Here is a 25,143-nt window from a genome sequence, read left to right on the forward strand (position 1 = left end):
GAAGACCATGACCGCCGAGCGACACTGGAGCGACCCGCTCACCCCGGCAGAGATCACGGAGGTGGCGGCCCTGGTGGCTGCGGACTCGCGCGTCGGCACGCGGCCGCGATTCTGGGGCATCGCCGTTGAAGAATCCCTTGCCCGCGCGCTTGCCCCAGGTCAGGGGCGTCCGGTGCGACTGGTTGTTATGAACGCCGAAGCCCACGCGGCGTGGGAGGTGACCGCATGGTCCTCTGGCCACGATCGCACCGCGTCTATCGGTGGCTGGAGCGATGTAGACGCCAAACGTCCCGGCGTGTCATCCGACGAGGCCCGGGCGATCTCGCAGGCCGCCCGCACGCATCCGCTCATCGTCGACGCGCTCGCTAAGAGAGGCATCCTGGACACGTCGCTGGTCTGGATCGACCCCGAATCCATCACCGGATTCGAACCGGAGGATCTTGCCGACCGGCGCCTGTCGTGGGGGACGGTGTGGTACCGAGAGAGCGCGGACGACAACGGCTACGCCCGCCCGGTGGCAGGCCTGGTTCCGATCCTCGATCTGGAGACCCTCGACGTTATTCGCATCGAAGACCACGGGGTGATTCCCATGGCCAGTGAGAGCGGCAACTACCGCTCCGGAACGTGGGGCCCGGACCGCGAGGTCGCTCCGCTGGAGATCACGCAGCCCAGCGGCCCGGGGTTCTCGGTGGATGGCCACCTTGTCACGTGGCAGAACTGGTCCTTCAGAATCGGCTTCACCCACCGTGAAGGACTCGTGCTCCATGATCTGGCGTACCGCGACGGCGACGTCGACCGGTCGGTTCTGCGCCGCGCCTCCATCAACGAGATGTACGTGCCGTATTTGGACTCGGACCCGACCGCCTACCGCAAGAACTTCTTCGACTGGGGCGAGTACGGCGCCGGCCCCCTCACCGCGTCTCTCGAGCTCGGCTGCGACTGCCTTGGGGAGATCCACTACTTCGATGCGCACGTGCTCGACGGCGCCGGAGCAGCCAAGACCATCGCCAACGGGATCTGCTTGCACGAGGAAGACCACTCGATCCTGTGGAAGCACGTCAACACCCGCACCGGCGAAGCCGATGTGCGACGCGCACGTCGCCTGGTGATCTCCTTCTTCGCCACCGTGGCGAACTACGACTACGGCTTCTACTGGTCGCTATACCAGGATGGCAACATCGAGCTTGAGGTCAAACTCACCGGCATCCTCTCGGTGTCCGGAATCGACGACGGGCGGATGCCGGCGTTCGGTCGCATGGTCGCCCCCAACGTTCAAGCCCCCACGCACCAGCACTACTTCGCTGTGCGGCTCGACACCGCCGTCGACGGCGCACTGAACCGGCTTGTCGAAGTGCACGCCGAAGTCGAGGAGGACGAAGCGTTGAATCCATGGGGCAACGCCGTGAAGATGATCTCCGAAACGATCGACACCGAGAAGGATGCCGCCCGGGTCGCCGACGCGTCACGTGCGGTGCATTGGCGGATCGAGAACACCGAAAAGACAAACCGCTTCGGCGAGTCGACCGCCTATCGGCTGACGATCCCACACACCACCCGCCTGTTTGCCAAGCCCGGGAGCATCGTGGCCCGCAAGGCGCCGTTCGTCGCCAAGCAACTGTGGGCCACCGCGTATGACCCGGCCGAGAGGTTCATCGCCGGCGAATACCCCAATCAGGCGCCACTCGGCGAAGAGGGGATCACCGACTGGCAGAAGGCCAATCGGCCGCTCGACGGCGTCGAACTGGTCGTCTGGCCGATCGTCGGGGTGCATCACTACCCCAAGGCCGAGGAATGGCCGATCATGCCCGCTCACCGCATCGGGCTACGCCTCGAACCCGACGGCTTCTTCACCCGCAACCCTTCTCTGGACGTGCCGCCATCCGAGGGATCCGCATCCTGCCATGCCCCAGCCCCGGCACACGCCGGATCCACAGGCAGCGCGCACTTGCACGGGACTAACGAGCCGGAGGCGGCATCGTGCCGTTGCGACGCGCACGACTCCCCGTCTCATCACTGAATGTTCGCCGAGATCCTGCACGGCGCCGCGATCGTGTCGACCGGGCTCGGAGCCTGCTGCATGGTTGTGCAGCACCGGGCGCGGCGGGCCCGGCTATGGGACGCCGCGATGGCGATCGGCATGGTCGCGGCAATGGTGTGCACCGCTGCAGGGTGGGGCCCGCCGATTCTCTGGTCAGCGGCGATGGTCACGTTCGCGTTAGCCGTCCTACCATTCGCACCACGACGCGGCGAGAAGCACCGCGCGATGATCGCATTCGACGCGTTCGGCGCGGTGCTCATGGCCGTGTTGATGATCGCGATGAGCGTCGGCGCGCAAACCGGAGCATCGAGCGCATCCTCCCACCATGGGTCGCCGCCGATCGCGCTGGCTGGCGGCCTCGCCGTGGCAGTGCTCGGTTACAGCGGGCGCGCCGCGATCCTGGTGCACCGGGGTACCGGAGCGGTGGCACGGGTGCGGCCGCTCGCGATGGGCGGGGCTGTCCTGCTCATGGGAGTCGCAGCGCTCGCGCTCGGTGATACAGCCGGATAACTCAGCCTTTGAACACTGTCGATGAGCGCCGCTCGTACCAGCGTGCGAGCTGCTCGCCAGCCTTGAGAACGTGCTCGCGCATTTCGCGTCTCGCGGCCTCGGCATCGCCGCGCTCGATCGCCTCGACGATCCGAACATGCTCCTGATAGTTCTCCTCACGGTGACGGTCGTCACCGATCAGGAGTTGCGCGGATACGTTCCGAGGAAAGGTCTCGTTGATCTCGTCGATCGCCCGAGCCAGCCGTGCGTTGGCTGAAACCGCCGCGATCGTTGTGTGGAAGACATCGTTCTCGCGCCTGCTCGCAGTCGCGGTGTCGGCGGTGGGGGAGGGCTCAGAGCCGGACTGTTCATACATCTCGGTGTTGGCCGCGCGCAGTGCGGCAATGTCCATGCGTGAGATGCGCTGCACCGCGCGCGCCGCGGCGAGGGACTCGAGCTCGGCGCGAACCTCGTAGGCTTCACGGACCTCCCAGGGGGACGGCACCCTGACCACGGCGCCGCGATTGGGGAGCACATCGATCAGTCCCCCCGTCTGCAGCTGCCGGAGCGCTTCGCGGACGGGAGTTCGGCTGACAGCGAAGTCGTTCGCGAGTTCGGCTTGGCGCAACTGGGCGCCGATAGGGATATCGCCGGACATGATCCGATCGCGGATCTTTGCAGCGATCTCGTCCACGAGTGCGCGCCCGCCCTCCGAGACAGTGGCGGTATCGGTTACCACTGGCATCGCTCTCCTTTCGCGCAGCGGCGTGCGCCGCGCGCTAGGAACGCTAGCAGAACCACACCGCCCTGCATGCAAAAACATGGAGGTGGGCGCACCTTCCATTGGATGGATCCATTTACCTCTGTTAGGATCCAAGAGTGACTTTGAGCGAGGAGAGCCCTACGCGCCGCGTCCGTGTTCGGTCCCTGGTGCTGGAGGCGGAGGATGTTCTGTCCGTCGAGCTGGAGGGCGTTGACGGGCCTTTGCCCGCGTGGCTTCCAGGTGCGCACATCGACCTCGTCCTTCCTGGAGCCCCCGTCCGCCAGTACTCGCTGTGCTCCGATCCCGCACAGCCGCGATATCGCATCGCGGTGCTCAAGGAGACCGATAGTCGCGGTGGATCGCAGTTCGTCCATGAGCGACTCCGCCCCGGCGACATCCTCGATATCCGCGGGCCACGGAACCATTTTCCCCTCGCCGAGTGCACCGAGTATCTCTTCATCGCAGGCGGCATCGGAATCACCCCGGTCCTTCCGATGATGCATGCGGCGGCCGCTGCGGGCGTTGCTTGGACCGCGCTGTATCTGGGCGCGAGCCGCACCCGGATGGCGTTCGTGGACGAAGTGACTGAGCTCGAAGGAAATGTCATCGTGCACCCGCGCGATGAGCGTGAGCGCGCCGATCTCGCCGATTACGTCGCGGCACATCCCCACGCGATGATCTACGCGTGCGGTCCGGGGCGGCTGCTCTCGGACCTCGCCTCCCTCGTGACCGACGGCGACGAGAGGCTCCGCGTCGAATACTTCTCGGCTCCGCCCGTCGACTATGAGCCCGGCGGGCCATTTTCGGTCCGACTTGCCCGCACGGGGGTTGAGGTGGTGGTGGCACCGGAACAGAGCATCCTCGAGGTCATACGTGGGGCGGGGGTTGATGTGCTCACGGACTGCGAGGAGGGCATCTGTGGCAGCTGCGAGACGCGCGTCCTCGAGGGGGAAGTCGAGCACCGGGATTTCGTGCTCACCCCGCAAGAGCGCGCGGCGAACGACTGCGCAATGGTCTGCGTCTCTCGATCCGCCTGCCCGCTCCTCGTTCTCGATGTCTGACTTATGGATACAATAATTGCAGTTTCGGATACCGAAGGGCGCGATCCATGCTGAAAGCGGAAGACAACGAGAAGATCACCCGTTCCGGGCCCGGAACCCCACTCGGTAACCTGCTGCGGTCCTATTGGCAGCCGGCAGCACTGGTCTCCGAGATGCCGGGCGATCGGCCGGTGAAGGCCATTCGAATCATGAGCGAAGATCTGGTGCTGTTCAAGAAGCGCCAAGGGTGGGGGCTCATCAGCCGGTTCTGCGCCCATCGCGGCGTGGACCTGTCCTACGGGCGTCTCGAAGATGACGGCATCCGGTGCCTCTATCATGGCTGGCTCTACGACGGCGAGGGGCGGTGCGTCGAGCAGCCCGCGGAACCGGACCACAGCCAGTTCCTCGGCAAGATCCGCATCGCCAACTACCCCTGCGTGGAGCGCAACGGCATCATCTTCACCTATATGGGTGCGGGCGATCCGCCCCCGTTCCCCGACTACGACTGCTTCGTCGCGCCCGAGGAGTACACCTTCGCCTTCAAAGGCCTATGGGAATGCAACTGGCTGCAGGGGCTGGAAGGCGGCATCGATCCCAGTCATGTCTCCTTCCTTCACCGGTTCATCGAAGAAGACCCGCGTGAGATGTATGGTCAGCAGTTCGCCGAGGAGGTCGAAGGGACAGGCAAGAAGCTCTCCATCCTCGTCGGCGAGAGCTACCGACCAGACATCGAGGTCGAAAGTGCGGACCACGGACTCCGTGTCTTCGCTGTGCGGCAACTCACCGAGGACATCAAGCACGTGCGCGTGACAAACCTCATGTTCCCAAACGCCTTCGTGGTTCCGTTCGGCAACACGAAGGTCTTCACCCAGTGGCACGTACCGATCGACGACGAGAATCACCACTGGTTCATGATCTGGTACGACTTCGCCGAGACCACCGATAAGGAGACCCTCCTCAAGCAACGCCTCGATGGCGTGAGCCTGCCCGACTACCGGCCGCTTCGCAACCGCTCCAACAACTGGGGGTTCGACCCTCAGGAGCAGAAGGAACTCACCTACACCGGCATGGGGCTGGATATCAATGTGCACGACCAATGGGCTGTCGAGAGCATGGGGTCGATCCAAGACCGCACGGTCGAGCGCCTCGGAGTGTCAGACCGCGCAGTAACGGCATACCGTCGCCTGCTCCTGCGGGCGATCGAGACGTTCGCGAACGGCGGGACCACTCCGTCACACCCGGTCAGCGCCGAACAGGCCGCGTCGCTCACCGGACCGCTCGCGATGGACACGATCGCGGCGAACGACGTCTGGCAGACCCGGTGGATGGAACGCGAGCAGGAGCGCCGAGCGGATTCGCCCTGGGCCGGACCTCGCGCCCGAGCTCGGGTCAACGCCGATGCGTGAGCGCAACGTCGACGAGCGCCCCGTCTTCGAAAGTGGCGGCGGAGTGTCGGCGCGTCCGATACTCGCGACCGACCGCGAGGGATTCGTCTTGCGGCACGATCTGTGGAGCGAGGCCAAATATGCAGCGGCCGCACAGATGCGCAGAGTGGTGGACGAGCTCGGCGTCGAGATGGTTCGCTTCTCATTTGTCGACCAGCACGGAATCCTCCGCGGAAAGACGATCGCACGGGGAGGTGTGGCCGCCGCGCTGCGATCGGGTGTCACCGCCCCGAGCTCGCTGCTGCTGAAGGACACCTCCGGACAATCCGTGTACTCAGTATTCGCAGCAGACCCCGGAGTGGGAATTGCGGGCTTCAGCGGTGCCGGCGACATCGTCCTCGTGCCCGACCCGACAACTTTCCGCGTCCTGCCCTGGGCGGACAAGACCGGCTGGATCCTGTGCGATGTCCACTTTCCGAACGGCTCCCCGGTCCCGTTCTGCTCCCGCACAATCCTGCGCAACGAACTGACAACGCTCGCGTCGCGCGGCTACGGCATGACCGTCGGCGCGGAGTTGGAGTTTCACCTGTACCGCGCCGACGACAGACCGCTCGCTGACGAACATATCGGGGTCCCCGGACGTCCCGGCCGGGCGCTCCAGGTCGCCCCGACCACGCGAGGCTCGCAGTTGCTATATGAAGAGGGCCTCGACCGTCTCCAACCGTTCGTCGATGCGCTGTACCGCGGATTGACTCTCCTGGACCTGCCGCTGCGGTCGATCGAGCTTGAATTCGGCCCGAGCCAGTTCGAGATCACGATGGAAGCCGGAGACGCGGCCCAGATCGCCGATGCAATCGTGCTCGCACGGACGGCAGTGCGCCGGATCGCCGCGGGTATGGGGTACCACGCCACGTTCATGTCACGCCCGCAAGGCGTGGAGGGCGCCTCGACAGGGTGGCACCTACACCAGTCGCTGACCGAGCTCCGCACCGGGGCACACGCCTTCGTCCCCGACGCCGCCGGATCCGCACTGTCACCGGTCGGCGCGTCCTACCTGGCGGGTCTGCTCGCACACGCCTCGGCCGCCGCCGCATTCACGACACCCACCGTCAACGGCTACAAACGATACCAACCAAAGTCGCTCGCCCCCGACCGCGTGGCATGGGGCATCGACAACAAAGGCGCCATGGTACGCGCCGTCGGCGGGATCGGCGATCCCGCCACCCGACTAGAGAACCGGTCAGGCGAACCCGCAGCCAACCCCTACCTGTACATCGCGTCACAGCTGATCAGCGGGATGGACGGGATGGAGCGTGCCCTCATCCCACCCGAACCCACCGACGACCCATACCGCACCGACGCACCCGCCTTACCTGCATCGCTCGGCGAGGCAGTGGACGCCCTCGAGGCGGACAATTCGTTCAGAACCGCGCTCGGTGACTCCGTGATCGATTGGTACACCACCATCAAGCGCGCCGAGTTCTCCCGCTACCTTCGCCACGTCTCCGACTGGGAGCAGCGCGAATACTTTGACATCTTCTGAGCGACGAGGGAAACCCATGAGCATCCGAACGACCATTGCCGCTCTATCCGCCTACGAGCCATTCCTCCGCGCCGGGGAGTGGATAGCACCAGGCGAACGAGAGCTACACCCCGTCATCGACCCGGCAACCGGTGAAACCTTCACCCACATCGCCCAGGCAACGACAGAGGACGTGGACGCTGCGGTCACCGAGGCAGTCGCAGCCCACGCTGATCGCCGGTGGCGAGGCCTCCCGCCGCTGGAGCGCTCACGGATCCTTGGACGAATCGCCGACCTCATCGAGGAGCAGTTGGAGGAACTTGCCGTCCTCGAAACCCGCGACAACGGCAAACCCATCGAACGCTCACGCGCCGACACCGCCTCCGCGGCACGCACATTCCGCCACTACGCCGGCGCACCCTCCCGACTCAGCGGAACGGTGGTACCGATCGACGGCGGCGCGCACCACGTATACACGGTCATGGAACCGGTCGGTCCCGTCGCTGTCATCCTGCCCTGGAATTTCCCCATCATGACCGCCGCCTTCAAGCTCGCTCCCGCGCTCGCGGCCGGATGCCCGGTCGTCGCGAAGCCCGCAGAGGATACGCCACTGACACTCTTGCGCCTCGCGAAGATCTTCGAGCAGGCAGGGCTGCCCACCGGAACAGTGAGCGTTCTCACCGGCGACGGACGGGTGGGAGCCGCGCTCAGCACCCACCCTGGCATCGCCAAGATCACCTTCACCGGGTCCACCGAAGTGGGCCGGATCGTCGGACACGCCGCCGCGGAAGATTTCACCCGGGTGACCCTGGAACTCGGCGGCAAGAGCCCGAACATCGTGTTCGAGGATGCGGATCTGGACGCCGCCGTGGTCACCGCAATGCGCGCCTCCTTCGGGCATTCCGGGCAAATGTGCACCGCGGGAAGCAGACTGCTCGTGCAGCGTTCCATCCTCGCGGAGATGACGGAACGCCTCGCCGATGCCGTGTCCCGAGTTCCGGTGGGGGACGGGCTTGACGGAGGAATCACCGTAGGTCCGCTGGTGTCCGAAGCGCAGCGCGAACGGGTACTCGGCTACATCCAGATCGGGATCGACGAGGGGGCCACGCTCGTCGCCGGCGGCGGCGTGCGTAACCCCGGCTTCTACGTCGAACCAACCCTGTTCAGTGACGTCAGCAACGACATGCGCATTGCACGCGAAGAGATCTTCGGCCCCGTGGTCGGGATCATCCCGTTCGAGGACGAGGCCGATGCTGTCCGAATCGCCAACGACTCGGAGTACGGTCTGGCAGCCGGGGTGTGGACGAAGGACCTTGGCCGCGCGCACCGGATGGCGGCAGCGCTGGAGGTCGGGACAGTCTGGGTCAACACCTACAACATCTTCGATCCTGCCCTTTCCTTCGGTGGGGTCGGCGCGTCGGGTCTTGGCCGGGACCTCGGTGAGGAGGGCCTCCACGGGTTCTGCGAACCCAAAAGCGTCGTCATCGCGATTCCGCAGGGCTGACTCCGTGGACAGTGTCCAGAGCGTCACAGGACCGATCGCGCCGGCTCAGCTAGGGGTGACCCTGCCCCACGAGCACGTGTACATCAACATGACACGGACCACTCCCCAAGATGGCTACCTCAATGTCGCGGACGAAATCGCCACCGAACTGGATCTGTTCGTCGCCGCGGGCGGCTCCACGCTCATCGACATGACCAATGGAGAGCTCAGCGACTACGCCGCACCCATTGGATGGAGCAACGATCAGAGGGCTATGCAACAGAACCCCGACACGGGTTCTCGCTCTGTGGCCAACGTCCTCTCGACGAAGCAGATGTCCGAGCGAACCGGGGTCCAGATCATCCTGGGCACCGGGCACTACTACGGCAAGTATCTAGACGCCAACTGGTTCGATCGCAACTCAACGAACAAGATCGCCGACTATCTCGTGCAGGATCTGATGGACGAAATCCCCGGAACAGGCGTACGCGCGGGGGTCATCGGAGAGATCGCGTCCGACCTCTCCCACATCTCCGCACTCGAAGAGCGCTCGTTCCGCGCCGCCGCACGGGCGAGCAGGGAGACCGGAGCGATGGTGTCTACACATGCCGCGACGTTCCCCACAGGTCTCGCCCAGCTGGAGATCATGGAAGAAGAGGGCGTCGATCCCTCCCGTGTCGTGATCGGGCACGCGGATACGGTCAAAAGCGTCGACTACTCGCTTGAGCTGCTGAAGCGAGGAGCGTTCGTCGAATTCGACTGCCTGATGACATGCCGCGTAGGCGGTGAGATCGTCCGGCCGCAGATCGACCGACGCATCGCGTATCTCCAGGCCGTCATCGAGGCTGGCTACGCGGAACGCATATTGCTCTCGCAGGATATCTGCGCGCGCTCCAATCTCCGCACACTCGGCGGACCGGGATACACCTTCGTACTTCAGGAGTTCCGTGCGATCGCCGTCGAAGCGGGCATCGATCCGGACATCTTGCGATCCATATCCACAGACAACCCGCGCGCTGCCGTCTTCGGCGCCTAACCATCGAGAGACGACTATGCCCATTCACACGGTTCTCGGCCCGATCGACCCGGCGCAACTCGGCCCCACGTCTATGCACGAGCATGTCCTGAGCGACATCCGGATCTGGGCCAAACCACAACAGGAGACACCCCCGGACGGTATCGAGATGGGCCCGGAGCTGATGGCTTACCTGCGGTGGAACTTCCTTTCAATCCCGGAGAATCTCGTTCTGGGCGACGCTGACGTCGCTGCGGAAGAGCTCGCACACGTCCGGTCGGCGGGCGGTTCAGCTGTCCTCGAGCTCACCCTCGATGGCATGGGCAGGCGGCTGGCCGAACTGCCCGAGGTGTCGCGACGGTCGGGTGTGCACATCATGGTCGGCGCAGGCTTCTACGTCGAGGACACGATGCCCGAGAAGATCCGCCGGGCGAGCGTAGATGAACTCACCGGCCTCTTCCTCGATCAGCTGACTAACGGGATCGATGGCACCGGGATCCGGCCCGCGCTACTCGGTGAGATCGGCACCAGCTGGCCCATCACCGACGCCGAGTGGCGGGTGCTCAGAGCCGCCGCGCGGGCAGGTGCGGAAACCGGCGCGACCGTATACACCCACCAGTCGTTCCGCGGCAAAGGAGGCACGGATGTCCTCAGCGTGCTCATCGAGGAGGGGATGCCGGTGGACCGTATCATCATCGGCCACCTCGACGAGCACTGGGACCGCGACTATCACCGCGACGTCGCACAGAGCGGCGCCATCCTGGCGTACGACACGTGGGGGTCGGATTTCTACTACGGCTCACCCGCGTTGCGCAATCCCACCGACGGCGAGCGACTGGACATGGTCGAGTGGCTGCTGTCGGAGGGGTACGGCTCGCAACTGGTCATCGCGCAGGACGTCTGGGCACAGGCGAACCTCCGCCGCAACGGCGGAAACGGCTACGACCACCTCTTCCGCCGCATCGGCCCCGCCATCGCTGAGATCGCAGGCGACCCTGCCATGCTCGATCAGATCCTCATCCACACGCCCCGCCGCCTCCTGGACCGCCCATGACCACCCCTGACCTCGCTCCCACCGCCACGCCGCACATCTTCGGCAATGCCGTCCTCATCGTGGTCGACATCCAGGGCGGCACGGACACCGTGCAGCTCGGCGACGGCGGCATCCCCCATATGGGGGGAGCAGTTGAACGCCGCCCGAAGGTTCGCCGCACCATCGACCTCGCCCGTCAAGCGGCCATCCCAATCGTGTGGATCCAAGAGGTGCACAAGCGTTCCCTCGTCGACATCGGCCGCGAACTCGACGGCGCGGAAGGACCTCACTGCATCGAAGGCGACGACGACACCGAAATCGCGGCGTGGCTCGATCCCCGACCCGAGGAATTCGTCATCCGTAAGCGACGCTACTCCGCGTTCTTCGGCACCGAGCTGGAGATCGTACTCAAAGCCTTTAAAGCAGAGACCCTCCTGCTCGTCGGTGGACTCACGGACGTATGCATCCACTACACAGCGGTCGACGCACATCAGCACGACTACCGGGTGCGTGTCCTCCGAGACTGTGTCGGCGGCTCGAGCCAAGCCGCACACGATGCCGCACTCACCGCCATCGAATACCTGCAACGCGATGCTCTGGTGACCGCCGACGAGGTCGGAGAGTGGCTCGAGAACCGAATCGCGATCGCCTAGGGGCGGTCCGCGCCGCTCTGAAAGGCCAAGTCGATGATCGCATCGGCCGTACGGCCAGGCATCGAGAGGAACGGCGAATGATCCGAAGGAAGCGAACGACTGATCCGCGTCCGCGCCGCCATCCTCTCCTGCAAGGAGAGAGGGATTGCCCGGTCGTGCAGGCAGAGGATGTACGACGACTCCACGCTCCTCCAAGACGGCTCATTGTTCAGTCGTTCGTTAAACGCACGCACCGCCTGCGGCCGGAGGGCGGCAACGGCAGCGTCCGAAATGCTCGCCTCGCACAGGCCGTAGAACAGGTCTCGGGGGTCAACGGCCTGGATCCAGTCTTCATCGGCCGACATCTCCCAGGCACCGTCCTCCGGAACATCCGCGCTGAGGGACGCAAGGGAATCGCCCACATCAGGTACCAGGGCCGTGAGGTAGATGACGTGTCCCACGGACGTACCCGAGCGGACAGCCGAGGTGGTAGGCATCCCACCGTACGAGTGGCAGACCACCACGCGTGGCCGGTAATAGGCGACGGCATGACGAATTGCACGCGCATCATCCTCCATCCCGAACAACCCTCCAGAGGACGGAAGATCGACCGCCGCGGCGACGACGCCGCGCCGACCCAACTCCACGCGCAGCGCGTCCCACGACGATGCGTCGTGGGACGCACCGTGCACCAGCAGAACATCGCTTAACGCCCTCGTAACATCCATATGATTGGATCCTTTCCAATTAGTATTGGACACAATAGCCTGATTGGGCCCGAAGTCGGTCACCGAAGACTTTTGACACCGAGGAGAAACACACATGCGCATCACCCGATACCCGCGCACCACCATCACTGCGGCCGCCATCATGGCAGGCGCTCTCTCGCTCGCTCTCGCGGGCTGTACGTCGTCCAACGAACCTTCCCCTGCGCCTTCGCTTCCCGCCGAGACGATCATCCAGACTCCGGCTGCGTCCGGAGAAGTTGAAAGCATCGTGTGGGCGCTGAGCGCTGGCGAGCCACTCACCCTCGACCCGCAGAGCTCGGCAGACTATTCGCCTAAGACCGTCGTGTCCAATCTCTGTGAGTCACTGATGCTGATCAACGCTGACGGAGAAGTCGTCCCTAACCTGGCTACGTCGCTCACCACGCCGGACCCGCTCAGCCTTGTCGTCAGCCTCCGTGACGACGCGGTCTTCTGGGATGGCAGCCCCCTCACCGTGGACGACGTGGTGTACTCGCTTGATCGCCTCATCGGCCCTGAGTCCGTGTCGGCGTATGCCGCCGACTTCCTGTCCGTTGCCTCTGTCGCAGCCACAGGTCAGAACGAGGTGACGCTCAGTTTGTCGGTGCCCGACCCGCTCCTCCCCGCGAAGCTGGCCTCAACGGGTGCAGCGATCAGTCAGGCCGCCTTCGTCGAGCAGGCCGGCGCGTCATATGGTTCGCCGAATGTGGGGCTCATGTGCTCTGGACCGTACAAGTTCACGTCATGGACTCCCGGCAGCAACATCGTCATCGAGCGCTCTGGCACGTGGTGGAATTCCGGAGTGCAGCCGAAGGTGCAGTCGATCAGGTTCGATTTCGTCGGCGACAACGACACCTTGAGCACTGCTCTGTTGGCCGGCGAAATCGACGGTGCCTACGACGTGCCCACCGGGTCCATCCCGTCGCTCGCCGGGTCTAACCGAGGCACGCTCTACCGCGGGGAGAGCACGATCAGCGTTCTGCTGGGACCGACTTCACCCGAGGGACCGGGCGCAGATCCCGCATTCCGCGCCGCCCTCAATCTCGCGATCGACAAGCAGGCGATCTCGTCGCTGGCTGCCGGCGGTGCGGGATCACCGATGGCATCGATGATCTCGCCCTTCGTGTGGTCGGGCAGTCCGGCGGAGGATGTTTATGACGCGGGGCTGGCGAAGTTAGCTTCGGGGCAGGATCTGGAGGCGGCCAAGGCGTTCCTCGAGAAAATGAAGACTCCGCTGGATGGACCCGTCCGCGTCGCGATCATTGCAGGCAATCAACTGATGGAACGTGCGATGACGCTCGTGCAGGCAGATGCCGCCAAGATCGGTGTCGACATTGACATCGAGCAGCTCCAGCCGCTCGTCTACACGTCGATCTATACCGACCCTGCGGTGCGCGAGGACTACGATCTCTTCGCCAGCTCCGGAGCGTTCGTCGAGGTTCCCAGCCCGGTCTACTGGGCGTCGCTGTTCGTGTCCGATTGGAGCCCGTTCAACTATGCGGGCTACAACGACCCGGCAGTCACGGAGCTCATGAACGCAGCCGCTCTCGAGCCGGACCCGATCGCCCAGGCTGAGATGTATGTCAAGGCGCAGGAGATCTTCGCGGTGAACGGACCCATCATCGGGTTGACCACCCTGGACGAGCTGCTTTTCATGAACAATCGCATCTCTGGCGCGCCGGCATCGTCCTACTATCTCAACCTGCCGTGGGCGGCCTACCTCGGCGGAACCGAGTCCTGACCCGATGTGGGTGAGCTTCCTCCTCCGGAGAGGGGCTGCGCTGGTGGCGACGATCATCGTCGCCAGCGCGGTCGTCTTCCTGGCCGTGTCGCTGACGCCGGGAGACCCCGCGGTGCTGCTCTCCGGAACAACGAGGCCCAGCGCCGAACAACTTTCTGCCGTGCGCGCCGAGTACCATCTCGATGAACCGATCTGGGTCCGCTACGGACTGTGGTTGCAGGGGATCCTGGGCGGCGACATTGGCCGCTCGTTTGTCTACAACATCTCCGTCGGCGACCTGGTCGGGCCTCGTCTGGAGACCAGTCTCCTCCTCGTTCTTTACGCCGCCATCCTGATCATCGTCGTGGGAGTCGGCACCGGGATTTGGGGGGCGTTGCGTCCGCGCGCCGGGCGCTCGATCGTCGTGGGGTCCGCGATCGCCATGGGCGCGCCAACATTCGTCATGGCCACGCTTCTGTCCTGGGTATTCGCCACCCAACTCGGATGGTTTCCCGTCTATGGAGCCGGGAGCGGGTTCTCCGACATGCTGTGGCACCTCACGCTCCCTGCCGTGTCGTTGAGTCTCGCCTACATCGCGTACGTGTCCCGGATTACTCGCACCGCCGTGGTGGGGGAGATGGATGCTGAGCATGTGCAGACGGCGGTGGTGAGGGGCATTCCCTCCCGTCTGATCGTTCAGCGCCACGTGCTGCGTAACGCTGCGGCACCGATCACGACCGTGACCGGTATCACCATCGCAGGGCTCCTCGCTGCGGCTGTCGTGGTTGAGCAGGCGTTCGGGCTGGACGGGATCGGGTCGCTTCTGGTCGCGAGTGCCGCGGCAAAAGACATTCCGGTAGTTCAGGCGATCGTGCTGGGGATCGTGATCTTGTTCGCGCTGATGACGACGGCAGTCGACATCCTGAACGCGTCGCTTGACCCTCGTCTACGCACGGTCGGAGCGCGGCGATGACTGTCACGTCACCGGAGCCGCTAGCGTCCACGCATCGCCGGTTCCATCTGGTCGGGAAGCTGGCGTCCTTCGGAGTCATCAACACGATTGCGGCGGCGATCTGCGTCGTGCTCGTTGTGTGCACGGTGATGGCGCCGATTTTGGCCCCGTACGATCCCGCCGCGGTCGATGTGCTTCGTCCGTTGAGCCCTCCTTCTACAGACCACCTCCTCGGCTCGGATGAGACAGGCCGCGACATCTTGAGTCGATTGCTCTACGGCGGCCGTACCACGCTGGGCGGAGCCGCCATCATCGTTGCGATCACCGCCCTGATCGGCACCACCGTCGCGATTGTCGCGGCGTGGGTCGGCGGATCCTTCGACGCTCTAGTTATGCGTGCAACGGATGTCGTGTTCGCCTTCCCCGGTCTGCTCGTCGCGATCTTGCTGGTGTCGATCATTGGACCTGGTCTCGTCGGACCCATCGTGGCGCTGACGTTCGCCTACACGCCAACCGTGATCCGTGTCGTGCGCTCCGTTGCCCTCCGCGAAGTCTCAATGCCCTACATCGAGGCACTCCGCATCCAAGGGATGACCGGATGGGCAGTCTGCCTTCGCCACGTTCTGCCGCACGTCATGCCCGTCGTGTTCGTTCAGATCGCCGTCGGATTCGCCTACGCGATGGTCGACCTCTCTGCCATTTCGTTCCTGGGGTTGGGGCTGCAACCACCGGCCTCCGACTGGGGGCTCATGATCGCGCAAGGTAAGGCCGCAATGCTCAATGGCCATCCCGAACAGGCGATTGCAGCCTCTCTGACGATGCTCCTGGCCGTTGTCGCATTCACCCTCGTGGGCGAGCGCATCGCACAGCTGCTTGAAGGAAGAAGATCATGACGCCGGCGCTGCAGATCAGCGGCCTGCGGGTCGATATCGGTGGCCAGACAATCCTGGGAGGCATAGATCTGGTCGTCGCTCCCGGTGAGGCCGTCGCGCTGGTGGGGGAGTCCGGATCGGGCAAATCCATGACTCTGCGCGCGATCGCCGGTCTGCTCCCGTCCTCAGGGCGTGCAACGGGAAGCATTCGACTGGACGGGGCTGAGTTGAACGAGCTGTCCGTCCGAGCACGCCGCCGAGCCGTGTCCGAAGCCGTCGGGATGGTGTTCCAAGACCCTCGCGAGGCGATCAATCCGGTTCGAACGATCGGCGATTTTCTTACGGAAGCATTGATTCTTGCTCGTGGGGTGTCTCAGAAGGATGCGGGCGTCCGCGCACGGGGGGTGCTCCGGGATGTCGGCATCGCAGATGCGGCGACGCGGATGGAACAGTACCCGCATCAACTATCCGGCGGTCTTCTTCAGCGCGTGATGATCGCCTCCGTGCTGCTGGCGGAGCCGAAGATTGTCCTCGCAGATGAGCCGACGACTGCGTTGGATGTCATTACGCAGGAAGAAGTGGTCGCCATTCTCGACGCTCGCCGCCGGGAACACGGCATGGCGATGGTGTTCGTGTCCCACGATCTCGATCTCGCCGCCGCCATCACAGACCGCACGGCCGTGATGCGTGCCGGCGAACTCGTGGAGGAGGGTGCATCAGCGACCCTGCACAAGCAGGCACAGCATCCATACACCCGGGCGCTGCTGGCGGCCCGTCCCGTACTTGCTCCTCCAAGCGATCCAACGCAGGAGATCCGCGATGTCTGCTGACAGCCCGATCCTGCGTCTGCGGGGACTGGGGAAGGACTACCGCGGCGCGGGACGCGACGTACGCGTGGCGGTGGAAGGCGTCGATCTCGACATGTACCCAGGCGAATCGGTGGCCATCGTCGGCGAATCCGGTTCGGGGAAGTCGACCACCGCGCGCATGATCGTCGGGTTGGAAACACCGTCGCGCGGCACGCTAGAGATCGACGGTCGCGCGATACCTTCCCGACGATTGGGATACCGCGAGCGGTCATGGCGTAGTACCCAGGTGCAAATGGTGTTCCAGGATCCCCAGCAGTCGCTCGATCGGCGCCAGAGCATCGGTGGATGCCTGGAAGAGGTCCTGGCCTTGAGGGGACAGGCTCGCGGCGAGCAACGGGCAGGACGTGTCCGGGAACTGCTCGGCCATGTCGGTCTGGACGAGCGGCATGCCAGTGCGCTTCCTCGGGAATTGTCGGGTGGACAGCGTCAACGTGTCGCCATTGCGCGTGCCCTGGCAGCAAACCCCCGGGTCCTCGTGCTGGACGAGGCGGTATCTGCACTGGATGTCACCGTGCAGGCGCAGATTCTCTCGCTGTTGCGTCGCATCCGCGCCCAGGACGGGGTCTCGCTGGTGTTCATCTCGCATGACCTGGCAGTCGTCGGCGACATCAGCGAGCGAGTGCTGGTGATGCGGCACGGTCGCGTGGTGGAAGAAGGACCAACCGCGAGGGTGCTCTACTCACCGTCTCACGACTACACGCGGTTGCTTTTGGCGTCCGTACCCCGTCCCGGATGGACGCCTCGGCGTGCCCACGATCGGGGGGACGACCCGAAACGGGCGCCGTCGTCGCCACCACTGTGAATGAACCGAGAACCCCATCGAGGCCCGACTCGGCAAAACCGATTTCAGTCCCGTCACCGACGGGACACCGGATCTCAGGTTCTGCCAGTCGTGTCGACTTTGTACAGGGTTGCCGTCTCGATTCGTGGGCGTCCTCATACGCTCAATCACGCGTTCGCATCGCCCTGCCATCGTGGAGGCTCCGTCACATCTGTGCACTGCAGTGCGACGTGCGCTGTGGTCAGGCGGTGCCCGTCGGGGCTCGGTGATGCCCGGATGGGGGAAGCGGCGATCGGCAATGTGCGGAGCGGCTCACATGTAACCACTGGGAAACCTGACCGCAATGTGAGAGGATCCATCAACGCATACATTGGATCCCAAACCGCGGCCCGAGTGAACACCTCGACCGCCACATTGATCTTGGAGCATGTTGGGTGAGCACAGTCACTGCGGTAACAGCGCACAGCGCGAGCACTGTGCGCCCTCTCGGCGTCAGCAGAGTCGAGTCGAGGTGGCTCATGTGGCCGCCATTCGTCTTTTTCGGGATTGCGCTGGGTATTCCTCTCGTTGCTCTCGTTGCCCAGTCGTTGGAGGGCGGGGGAGCGGCGTACTTTCAGATATGGAGTGTGCCGGCCTTCGTGACATCGCTGGGACGCACGGTCCTACTGGCGCTGATCGTGATGGTCCTCACGGCCATCCTCGGTACCGCGTACGCGCTAGCCATGGTGGCGTCGCCGACATGGTTGCGCGTCGGACTGCTCGCGGCGCTGGTGCTTTCGCTGTGGACCTCCGTCATGGTGCGCTCGTTCGGATGGATGTTGCTGGAGCTGCCCCGAGGCGCGATCTTCTGGCTCCTCAATCTCCTCGGCCTTCGCGACGAGCCGATCGAGCTCTACCAGACCGCAGTGGGGATGTATCCGGCCATGCTCGCGGTAATGCTGCCCTTCGCAGTGTTGCCGGTCATGTCAGCGCTGCAGTCGCTCGATCGTGAGCAGCTGAGCGCTGCGAGAATCTTCGGCGCCGGACCATGGCTGAGTTTCCGGACTGTGGTGTGGCCGCAAATCCTTCCGTCGGTGATCAGTGGAGCCGTGCTCGTCTTCGTGATGTCCCTGGGCTTCTATGTCACGCCCCTGCTCCTTGGCGGTCCAGCGAACCTGACCGTGTCTGGCGTGATCAACGCGCAGATGAACCAGGCGAATCGCCCCGACCTGGGTGCGGCCATGAGCATTCTGCTTGTTGGAGGGACGATGCTGATCTACCTCGTTGCCGACCGATTGTTCAAAGTCAGCGAAAAGTGGGGATGATCGGGATGACCACCGACCTTGGCCGCTCGCTCGGCTGGTACCGCGCACCGCTTACTGTTGTGGCGATCCTGGCGAGCCTTCTGCTTATCGTTCCTTTCCTCATCTTGGTGAGCACCTCCTGGACCTCAGGAAGTTTCATCCTCTTTCCGCCGGAGGGATTTTCGCTGAAGTGGTATGCGGACGTGCTCGGAGACCGTCGGTGGATGGGCTCGTTCGTTCTTTCGCTGTGGACGGCCGCGCTGTCGACAGTGATCGCTACGCTGCTCGGTGTGGCCGGGGCGATCGGCCTGACACGGGTACGTTCACGCACGGCTCAGAGATGGATCCGGACGCTCTTCATCGTCCCGATCGCGTTGCCGCCGATCGCGTACGCGGTGGGGCTCTGGGGCATCAACCGCCAACTATCATTTCTCGGCGGCACCCTTGTCTCACTCATCATCGGACACGCACTGATCGCGATGCCGTACGTGTTCGTTCTTGTCTCGGGAGGCCTCGCGCGTGTTGATCCCGCCCTGCGGCCGGCTGCGAGCACATTGGGGGCCCGCTGGCCGCTCATCCTCTGGAAGATCGAGCTGCCTGCGCTCATCCCGTACATCCTGACTGGCCTGCTTTTCGGTTTCATCGTCGTGTTCGACGAAGTGGTGCTCGCGATATTCCTTCTGCCACCTGGCATGCAGACGCTCCCACTGCGCATGCTGAGCGCATCTCAGGAGGCTTTTTCTCCTCAGCTGACCGCGGCCTCCACCCTCGTCTCCCTCCTCGCCATCGCCGTGCTCGCCGTCGTCCCGCTCCTCAACGCCGCACGTGCCCGCCGAGGACGATCTCGGCTGACTCGATCCGACCGTCCCGCCCTCGAAGGAGTCGTCGAATGACAATCAGCCTCTCGATCTCCGATGTCAACGTGACACTCGGGCACAATCACGTACTCAGAGGTGTCCGTCTGGATGTGCAACCGGGGGAGTTCGTAACCCTGTTGGGCGCAAGCGGTTCGGGAAAATCCACGCTGCTTAACGTGATCGCAGGCCTTCAAAGCGTTGACTCCGGACAGGTGCTGTTCGATGGTGTCAATGTCGAGAAGCGCCCACCGCAAAAGCGCAACGTCGGCGTGGTGTTCCAGTCCTACGCACTGTTCCCGCACCTCTCCGTCGGCGCCAACGTCTCCTTCCCGTTGCTGGCTTCCCGACGGCCACGCTCCGAACGAACAGCTGTTGCTGAGGAGATGCTCTCGCTGGTGCAGTTACCCGGCATGGCTGAGCGTCTCCCCGCCTCCCTCTCCGGCGGCCAGCGCCAACGGGTAGCCTTGGCCCGCGCACTCGCGGCCAGCCCCGGCGTGCTGCTTCTGGACGAACCGATGGCAGCGCTGGACAAGCAGCTTCGCGAGCAGATGCAGGTCGAGATCACTCGCATCCAGCGCAAAGTTGGGATCACCACAGTGTCAGTGACCCACGATCAGACCGAGGCGCTGACCATGTCTGACCGTGTCGCCATCATGCGCGACGGTCGCTTGGTGCAAGTCGCCAGCCCCGAAGACCTCTACCGCCACCCCGTGGACGAATACGTGGCGGGATTCCTCGGCGAGGCCAACTTGCTCCCCGTCGTCGACGGACGGGTCGTCGACGACGTACTCGGCCATCGAGTTGATGGCACTGCAGTGCTGCGACCCGAGGACCTCACCGTTGTGTCCCCGTCGGCACCGACGACCTTGACGATCGACGGCACTGTGCGGCTACTCAGCTTCCAAGGCTCGCGGTTCCGCCTCGAGCTGCAGACACCGTCGGGCCGGAAGATCGTCTGCTCGCTTCCCCCTGCGGCGGACGTGTCAGAGCTCACAGTCGGCTCACATGTTCGCCTCGGTTGTACCTCACCCGACCGGTTGCACGTGATCCCACTCGCGTCGACAGCAGCCGAGTCGATCGCGCGGACACCCACCCCGGTGCCGGCCGGATAACACAACAACAGAACCAAGGAGAAATGATGACTCAGTCACCTCGCCACCGCCGCAAGACTGCGGCGCGCTCACTCGGAACCCTGCTAGCCGTTGGTGCAGCTGTTGTACTGGCGGGATGTGCGGGTTCGCCACCCTCGACAGAATCGTCGGAGACGGCACTGTCCGGCGACGTCGTGTGGGCGGACTACGGCGGCCGCTCCAACGAAACCAACGCGCAGGTCTTCCACGACCCATTCTTCGAAGACACCGGCGTCGAAGTCACCTCGACAACGCGCGCAGATTCTGTCGCATTTGAAATGCTGGGTGGTGGCGAGGGTGACTACGACGTGATCATGTCCGGAACGGAAGAGGCGTACCGCTTCCAGGATGGACTCGCTACCCTGCCCCAACGGGATCTCGTCGACGAAGTCGTACCCGAAGACCTCCGCGACTACATGTTCGGGTCGTTCATCTTCGCCAGCGCGCAAGGCTACCTCGCGGAGACGTTCCCAGACGGCGGCCCGCAGTCCTGGGCAGACTTCTACGACTTCGACACGTTCCCCGGACTGCGCGCAGTGCCCGGCACTGCCGCGAACTTCGACTTCATGTTCGAGTACGCGCTTCTCGCAGACGGTGTCGCACCCGAGGACCTCTGGCCGATCGACATCCCGCGAGCACTCGCCAAAATGGACGAGCTGAAAGGACACGTGATCTTCTACACGGAGTACCCACAGGTCCAGCAGCTCCTCGTCTCCAAGAGCGCCGCGATCGCCGTAACGACCCACAGTGCCTACAAGGCGATCACCGACGCTGGCTTCCCTACCGAGACGGTGTGGAACCAGGCGTTGGCGAGTTCGATCGGCTACGTGATCCCGAAGACCGCACCGAACCTGGACAACGCGCTGGCGCTGGCGAGCTTCTACGCGGATCCCGAGCGGCAGGCAGAGTTCGCGATGATCACCGGTAACGGTCCTGCAACGCAGGCTGCTTTCGATTTCATCCCCGAGGATCAGCAGAACATCTTCCCGAACTCGCCACAGAACCTGCCACTGGTTATCGAGGTTGACTCTGCCGCGAGAGAAGCGCAGTACGACGCGCTTTCGGCCGCGTACGGAGAATGGCTGCTCGCAGCGCAGCCCTGACCCTGCCTTCACCAGACACCACAATGACCGAGGAAGCGGAGTCGCCGTCCGAACGGCGGCTCCGCTTCCTCGAAACAATCAAGGAGCAAAATGACGGACAATCAACGCGGCGCGCGGGCACTTGTCGGAAGGATCCACACCGGCACAGAGCAGGGTTGGGTGCAGGCGATCCTGGTCGAAGGGGGCCGCGTAACTGTCGTTGGCAGCCGCGAAGAGGTCCTCTCTCACGCCCCAGCCGAAGTCGTCGTGCAAGACGTGGGAGTTGTTGTGCCCGGTTTCGTCGACTCGCACATGCACGCGCTCTGGCTTGGGCGCGGCGCAAGCGAGTTCGACGTGTCTGAGGTTCCCTCGGTCGCAGACATGCTCGCACAACTCCGCGAATACGCCGACTCGTTGGAGCCCGGCGCATGGATCCTTGGCAACGGCGGCTACGACGAAGAATCTGTTCGAGAGCGTCGGCTGCCGACGATCGAAGAACTGGACGAGGCCGCCGGTGGCCGCCCACTGCTGCTGAGTCGCCGCGCCCACGATGCGCTGACCAACAGCGAGGCGCTGCGACGTGCGGGAGTTGATTCGACCACGCCCGACCCTCCCGGCGGCCACATCCAGCGCGGACCAGGCGGTGCACCCACCGGGCTGCTACTCGAGCGGTCTGCGGCTTCAATCGTGGAGGAGGTTGTGCCGGCGCCGAGCACAGAGGCTGCCCACGGCTGGTTGGTCGAGGCCTACCGCCAGTTGCGATCTGTCGGCATTACCGCGATCTCAGATCCGGCGCTGAGCCCGTCGGAGATTTCATTCTTCGTCAGCGCCTATCACGCAGGCCTCATGTCCGTCCGCACAACGGTGTTCCCGTTGGGGACCGCCAACGTTGACCCATATGCTCTGGAGGCAGCTGTTGTGGCGACGGGCATCGACGAATGCGACCCCGAAGTACTGCGACGAGGCCCAGTGAAGATCTTCCTCGATGGCGCTGGGGCTTTGGGCACCGCGCTTCGCAAAGAGCCCTGGCCCGGGACAACGTCGGCGGGTATCCAGGCGACCCCAACAGACGTGCTGGAGAGCTACGCACAGTGGGCGTGGGCGGAGGGCGGGGGACTTGGAATCCATGCGGTGGGGCCGGAGGCAGTGCGCCTAGCCGTCGAGGTCCTGGGTAAGGTGTCGGGCGGTGCACGGTGGGAGACCGGCCGAGTGCACCTCATTCACGCCTATTTGGAGCAAGACGAAGCTGTCATGAGGAAGGCTGCCGATCTCGGAATCGGCGCAGCGCTGCAGCCCGCCCTGTACGACGTCGTGCGTCCCGAGGTGACCGCGCGTCTGGGTCCCGGCGCGGACATCGTCGACGCATCTCGATGGATGGCGGCAGGGGTGCTGTGCGGGGGAGGCAGCGACGGGCCAGGGTGCGAGTTTGACCCCCTCGAGATTCTGCCCGCGCTTGAGCAGAGCATCGGACGCGACAGGGCAATCCGGTTCTTCACGTCAGATGCGGCGCGCATCGTGAAGGCGACTGCAGGCACCCTGCTTCCAGGAGCGCCGGCCGACTACGTCGAGCTCGCCGGTGAGTGGGCCGTCGGGACCCGCGCTGTGCGCACGAAATCAGTATCGGCGCTTGACGACGCTTCCCTCAGCGCCTGACAGTTCCTCGGCGAATCGCCTCGCCATGCCGTGGCATGGCCTGGGAGAGGGGCGGCATGGCACGGGCAGCCCCTCTCCCACCTGCGGGCCGCACTGCGTGCACGAAACCCCATGTCAGGCCGCCGGATCGCGATACTCCGCGCCGATAGCGTGGCGCCGAGGGCGGGGGTCGTCGGTGAAGATCGTGACCACGGCCAGCGCGATGACCTGAAACCCCGCGACAAGGAGGAAGGCCCACATCGACGAGGTCGCACCGATCACCACGCCCCCCACAAGCGCACCGCCCCCGTAGCCGACGCTGGTGAAGCTCGAGAAGAGCCCGATCCCCAATGCGCGCTTACTCGACCGCAAGCCGCGGGTAGCGAGCATCGTGAGCGACGGGTACAGCGGCGAGAAGCCGACCCCGATGAGAACAGCACCGGCCGCGGCAACCCAGAAGCCTGGGGCGATCGCGATGATGACGAGCCCCGCCGTGAGAGTCACGAGAGACGCAGCCGTCGCACGGAGCGGGCCGATGCGATCGGGAAGCGTCGCCAGCAGCAAGCGGGCGACGATCACGCTCGCGGCGAAGACACCGAAGACTGATGCCGCGCCCAACAGCCCCGCCGCAGGCACTCCCACCGCGGCCAGGTGGATGATGAGGAAACCCACCAGGAGGCCCTCACCGCACCACGCCGCGGCCGCGGCGACTCCGGGCACCGACACGGCGCGGACCGCGGGCAGGAGAACCTGGCGAAACCCCGTCGAAGCAGTAACAGGGTCCGCTGCAGACGATGCTGCCCTCGGACGCGGCAGAAACAGGATCACAACCGTGGTTGCCGCCTCCAAGCCCGCGCAAACCAGGAAAACAGCCGATACCGTCCAGATCTGCTGAACGGACGCGCCGATCTGCGGCCCGAGCGCCAGCCCGATCCATACGCTCAATCCGAAGATGCTCAACACCTTGCCGCGCTGACCAATCGGCGTGATCATCAAGAGCCAGGCCATGAGAAGAGTCATCGCTGCCGCGCTACCCAGCCCGAAGAACAGGCGGCCCCCGATAGCAGCCCACACAGCCGGCACCACACCGATAAAGATGAGCCCACCGCTCGCGATCGCGCTCCCCACGAGCGCGACGAGCCGATACCCTCGCCGGTCGGCGAGCAGACCGGCCATCGGCATCGCCAGCATGGACGACACGGCCGCCACCGCGATGATGCCGCCAGCGAGCGCGGAGCCGCCACCAAGAACATTCTCCACGTATGTGGGGATCAGGGCTGTGCTCGCCGAGTTGGTGATACCGCCCAACGTGGAGGCGACGAAAATCAGCCAGAACGGAACGGTCCGAGTGATATCTCGCGTTCCGAGGTCATTCGCGCGTCCAATCCGGCGCGGGCCGCGGGCACGGCTCCCGGCCGTCACTTGTAGACGACGTAGAACTTCCGCACGGTCTCGGTCACACTCCACGTCCCGACCCATCCGATCGGGAAGAACGCGGCGCTGCCCGCCGTGAGTTCGAGTGCGTCCTCTCCGTCCCGGCGCACAGTCATCCGACCGGAGACGACATATATGATCTCCCCGCGCGTGAGGAACTCCCAACGCGATTCACCCGGATCGCTCTCCCACACGCCGGAGATGATCGTTCTCGCATCATTGGTGAACTCCACCCGAGAGCGAATGAGGATGTCGCCAGAGAGAGGCTGAGCACTCGGGGCCGCGAGCAACTTCTCCTCGAATTCGGCGGAATTGATGTCAAGAGGGCGCAACACGTAGGGCATGATTGGATCCTAAAGACGTCAGTATGGATCCGCAAGGGGAA

At 64.5% G+C, this 25,143-nt stretch carries 23 protein-coding genes; 19 read left to right on the forward strand and 4 right to left on the reverse strand.

The genetic code is table 11. The annotated features are described in order from the left end of the window. Positions 1-7: 7 nt before the first annotated feature. Together F6B43_RS16815 and F6B43_RS16820 are read left to right on the forward strand one after the other, a co-directional pair. Positions 8-2,017 (forward strand): primary-amine oxidase, encoded by a 2,010-nt coding sequence (locus tag F6B43_RS16815; RefSeq protein WP_150450161.1) that lies wholly within the window; start codon positions 8-10, stop codon positions 2,015-2,017. After that, positions 2,018-2,548, forward strand: coding sequence for a hypothetical protein (locus F6B43_RS16820; protein ID WP_150450162.1), 531 nt, complete (start codon positions 2,018-2,020; stop codon positions 2,546-2,548). It begins immediately after the preceding gene. A 1-nt stretch (position 2,549) separates the two neighbouring features. Here F6B43_RS16820 and F6B43_RS16825 read toward each other — a convergent pair whose 3' ends face one another. Next, positions 2,550-3,371: a GntR family transcriptional regulator gene (locus F6B43_RS16825; protein WP_211368184.1), complete on the reverse strand. Its 822-nt coding sequence runs from the start codon at positions 3,369-3,371 to the stop codon at positions 2,550-2,552. Between the two features lie 35 nt (positions 3,372-3,406). Between F6B43_RS16825 and F6B43_RS16830 the strand changes: the two genes are divergently transcribed. The 7 genes from F6B43_RS16830 to F6B43_RS16860 are packed head-to-tail and all read left to right on the forward strand — an operon-like array spanning position 3,407 to position 11,421. After that, positions 3,407-4,351, forward strand: coding sequence for a PDR/VanB family oxidoreductase (locus F6B43_RS16830; protein ID WP_211368185.1), 945 nt, complete (start codon positions 3,407-3,409; stop codon positions 4,349-4,351). Between the two features lie 47 nt (positions 4,352-4,398). Continuing rightward, positions 4,399-5,736: an aromatic ring-hydroxylating dioxygenase subunit alpha gene (locus F6B43_RS16835; RefSeq protein ID WP_150450163.1), complete on the forward strand. Its 1,338-nt coding sequence runs from the start codon at positions 4,399-4,401 to the stop codon at positions 5,734-5,736. Continuing rightward, complete coding sequence (locus tag F6B43_RS16840; RefSeq protein WP_150450164.1) at positions 5,729-7,258, forward strand: glutamine synthetase family protein; 1,530 nt, start codon at positions 5,729-5,731, stop codon at positions 7,256-7,258. Before F6B43_RS16835 ends, F6B43_RS16840 begins: the two co-directional genes overlap by 8 nt. 16 nt (positions 7,259-7,274) lie before the next feature. Next, positions 7,275-8,741 carry an aldehyde dehydrogenase family protein gene (locus tag F6B43_RS16845; protein ID WP_150450165.1) on the forward strand — a complete coding sequence of 489 codons (1,467 nt, stop codon included), beginning with the start codon at positions 7,275-7,277 and terminating at the stop codon, positions 8,739-8,741. Between the two features lie 4 nt (positions 8,742-8,745). Beyond that, the gene (locus tag F6B43_RS16850; RefSeq protein ID WP_170285715.1) at positions 8,746-9,756 is read left to right on the forward strand and encodes a phosphotriesterase family protein; all 1,011 of its coding nucleotides are present in this window, start codon (positions 8,746-8,748) and stop codon (positions 9,754-9,756) included. A 16-nt stretch (positions 9,757-9,772) separates the two neighbouring features. Beyond that, positions 9,773-10,789, forward strand: a complete 1,017-nt coding sequence (locus tag F6B43_RS16855) for a phosphotriesterase family protein (protein WP_150450167.1) — start codon at positions 9,773-9,775, stop codon at positions 10,787-10,789. Further along, on the forward strand, positions 10,786-11,421 hold the full coding sequence (locus F6B43_RS16860) for a cysteine hydrolase family protein (protein WP_150450168.1): 636 nt from the start codon (positions 10,786-10,788) through the stop codon (positions 11,419-11,421). Before F6B43_RS16855 ends, F6B43_RS16860 begins: the two co-directional genes overlap by 4 nt. Here the strand turns inward: F6B43_RS16860 and F6B43_RS16865 are convergent. After that, positions 11,418-12,128 carry an alpha/beta hydrolase gene (locus F6B43_RS16865; RefSeq protein WP_170285716.1) on the reverse strand — a complete coding sequence of 237 codons (711 nt, stop codon included), beginning with the start codon at positions 12,126-12,128 and terminating at the stop codon, positions 11,418-11,420. The genes F6B43_RS16860 and F6B43_RS16865 overlap by 4 nt on opposite strands. A gap of 94 nt (positions 12,129-12,222) precedes the next feature. Between F6B43_RS16865 and F6B43_RS16870 the strand changes: the two genes are divergently transcribed. From F6B43_RS16870 to F6B43_RS16915, 10 genes are all read left to right on the forward strand, one after another. Further along, positions 12,223-13,887 (forward strand): ABC transporter substrate-binding protein, encoded by a 1,665-nt coding sequence (locus F6B43_RS16870; protein ID WP_150450170.1) that lies wholly within the window; start codon positions 12,223-12,225, stop codon positions 13,885-13,887. Between the two features lie 4 nt (positions 13,888-13,891). Then, positions 13,892-14,839, forward strand: coding sequence for an ABC transporter permease (locus F6B43_RS16875; protein ID WP_150450171.1), 948 nt, complete (start codon positions 13,892-13,894; stop codon positions 14,837-14,839). Further along, positions 14,836-15,711: an ABC transporter permease gene (locus F6B43_RS16880; RefSeq protein ID WP_150450172.1), complete on the forward strand. Its 876-nt coding sequence runs from the start codon at positions 14,836-14,838 to the stop codon at positions 15,709-15,711. Before F6B43_RS16875 ends, F6B43_RS16880 begins: the two co-directional genes overlap by 4 nt. Next, on the forward strand, positions 15,708-16,520 hold the full coding sequence (locus F6B43_RS16885; RefSeq protein ID WP_150450173.1) for an ABC transporter ATP-binding protein: 813 nt from the start codon (positions 15,708-15,710) through the stop codon (positions 16,518-16,520). The genes F6B43_RS16880 and F6B43_RS16885 overlap by 4 nt, the downstream gene beginning before the upstream one ends. Further along, positions 16,510-17,361 carry an ABC transporter ATP-binding protein gene (locus tag F6B43_RS16890; RefSeq protein WP_150450174.1) on the forward strand — a complete coding sequence of 284 codons (852 nt, stop codon included), beginning with the start codon at positions 16,510-16,512 and terminating at the stop codon, positions 17,359-17,361. Before F6B43_RS16885 ends, F6B43_RS16890 begins: the two co-directional genes overlap by 11 nt. A gap of 497 nt (positions 17,362-17,858) precedes the next feature. Then, on the forward strand, positions 17,859-18,644 hold the full coding sequence (locus F6B43_RS16895) for an ABC transporter permease (protein WP_150450175.1): 786 nt from the start codon (positions 17,859-17,861) through the stop codon (positions 18,642-18,644). Positions 18,645-18,649: 5 nt separating this feature from the next. Continuing rightward, complete coding sequence (locus F6B43_RS16900; protein WP_170285717.1) at positions 18,650-19,516, forward strand: ABC transporter permease; 867 nt, start codon at positions 18,650-18,652, stop codon at positions 19,514-19,516. Continuing rightward, positions 19,513-20,592, forward strand: coding sequence for an ABC transporter ATP-binding protein (locus F6B43_RS16905; RefSeq protein ID WP_150450177.1), 1,080 nt, complete (start codon positions 19,513-19,515; stop codon positions 20,590-20,592). Before F6B43_RS16900 ends, F6B43_RS16905 begins: the two co-directional genes overlap by 4 nt. 26 nt (positions 20,593-20,618) lie before the next feature. Next, a complete protein-coding gene (locus F6B43_RS16910; protein ID WP_170285718.1) occupies positions 20,619-21,713 on the forward strand; it encodes an extracellular solute-binding protein in 1,095 nt (364 codons plus the stop codon). 90 nt (positions 21,714-21,803) lie between these two features. Continuing rightward, positions 21,804-23,345, forward strand: a complete 1,542-nt coding sequence (locus F6B43_RS16915; RefSeq protein ID WP_150450179.1) for an amidohydrolase — start codon at positions 21,804-21,806, stop codon at positions 23,343-23,345. Between the two features lie 114 nt (positions 23,346-23,459). Here the strand turns inward: F6B43_RS16915 and F6B43_RS16920 are convergent, their stop codons facing one another. Together F6B43_RS16920 and F6B43_RS16925 are read right to left on the reverse strand one after the other, a co-directional pair. Continuing rightward, the gene (locus tag F6B43_RS16920) at positions 23,460-24,803 is read right to left on the reverse strand and encodes an MFS transporter (protein ID WP_150450180.1); all 1,344 of its coding nucleotides are present in this window, start codon (positions 24,801-24,803) and stop codon (positions 23,460-23,462) included. After that, positions 24,743-25,102, reverse strand: a complete 360-nt coding sequence (locus tag F6B43_RS16925) for a cupin domain-containing protein (protein ID WP_150450181.1) — start codon at positions 25,100-25,102, stop codon at positions 24,743-24,745. The genes F6B43_RS16920 and F6B43_RS16925 overlap by 61 nt, the downstream gene beginning before the upstream one ends. Positions 25,103-25,143: the final 41 nt, after the last annotated feature.

It is taken from the genome of Microbacterium rhizomatis (assembly GCF_008710745.1).
Taxonomy (GTDB): domain Bacteria; phylum Actinomycetota; class Actinomycetes; order Actinomycetales; family Microbacteriaceae; genus Microbacterium; species Microbacterium rhizomatis.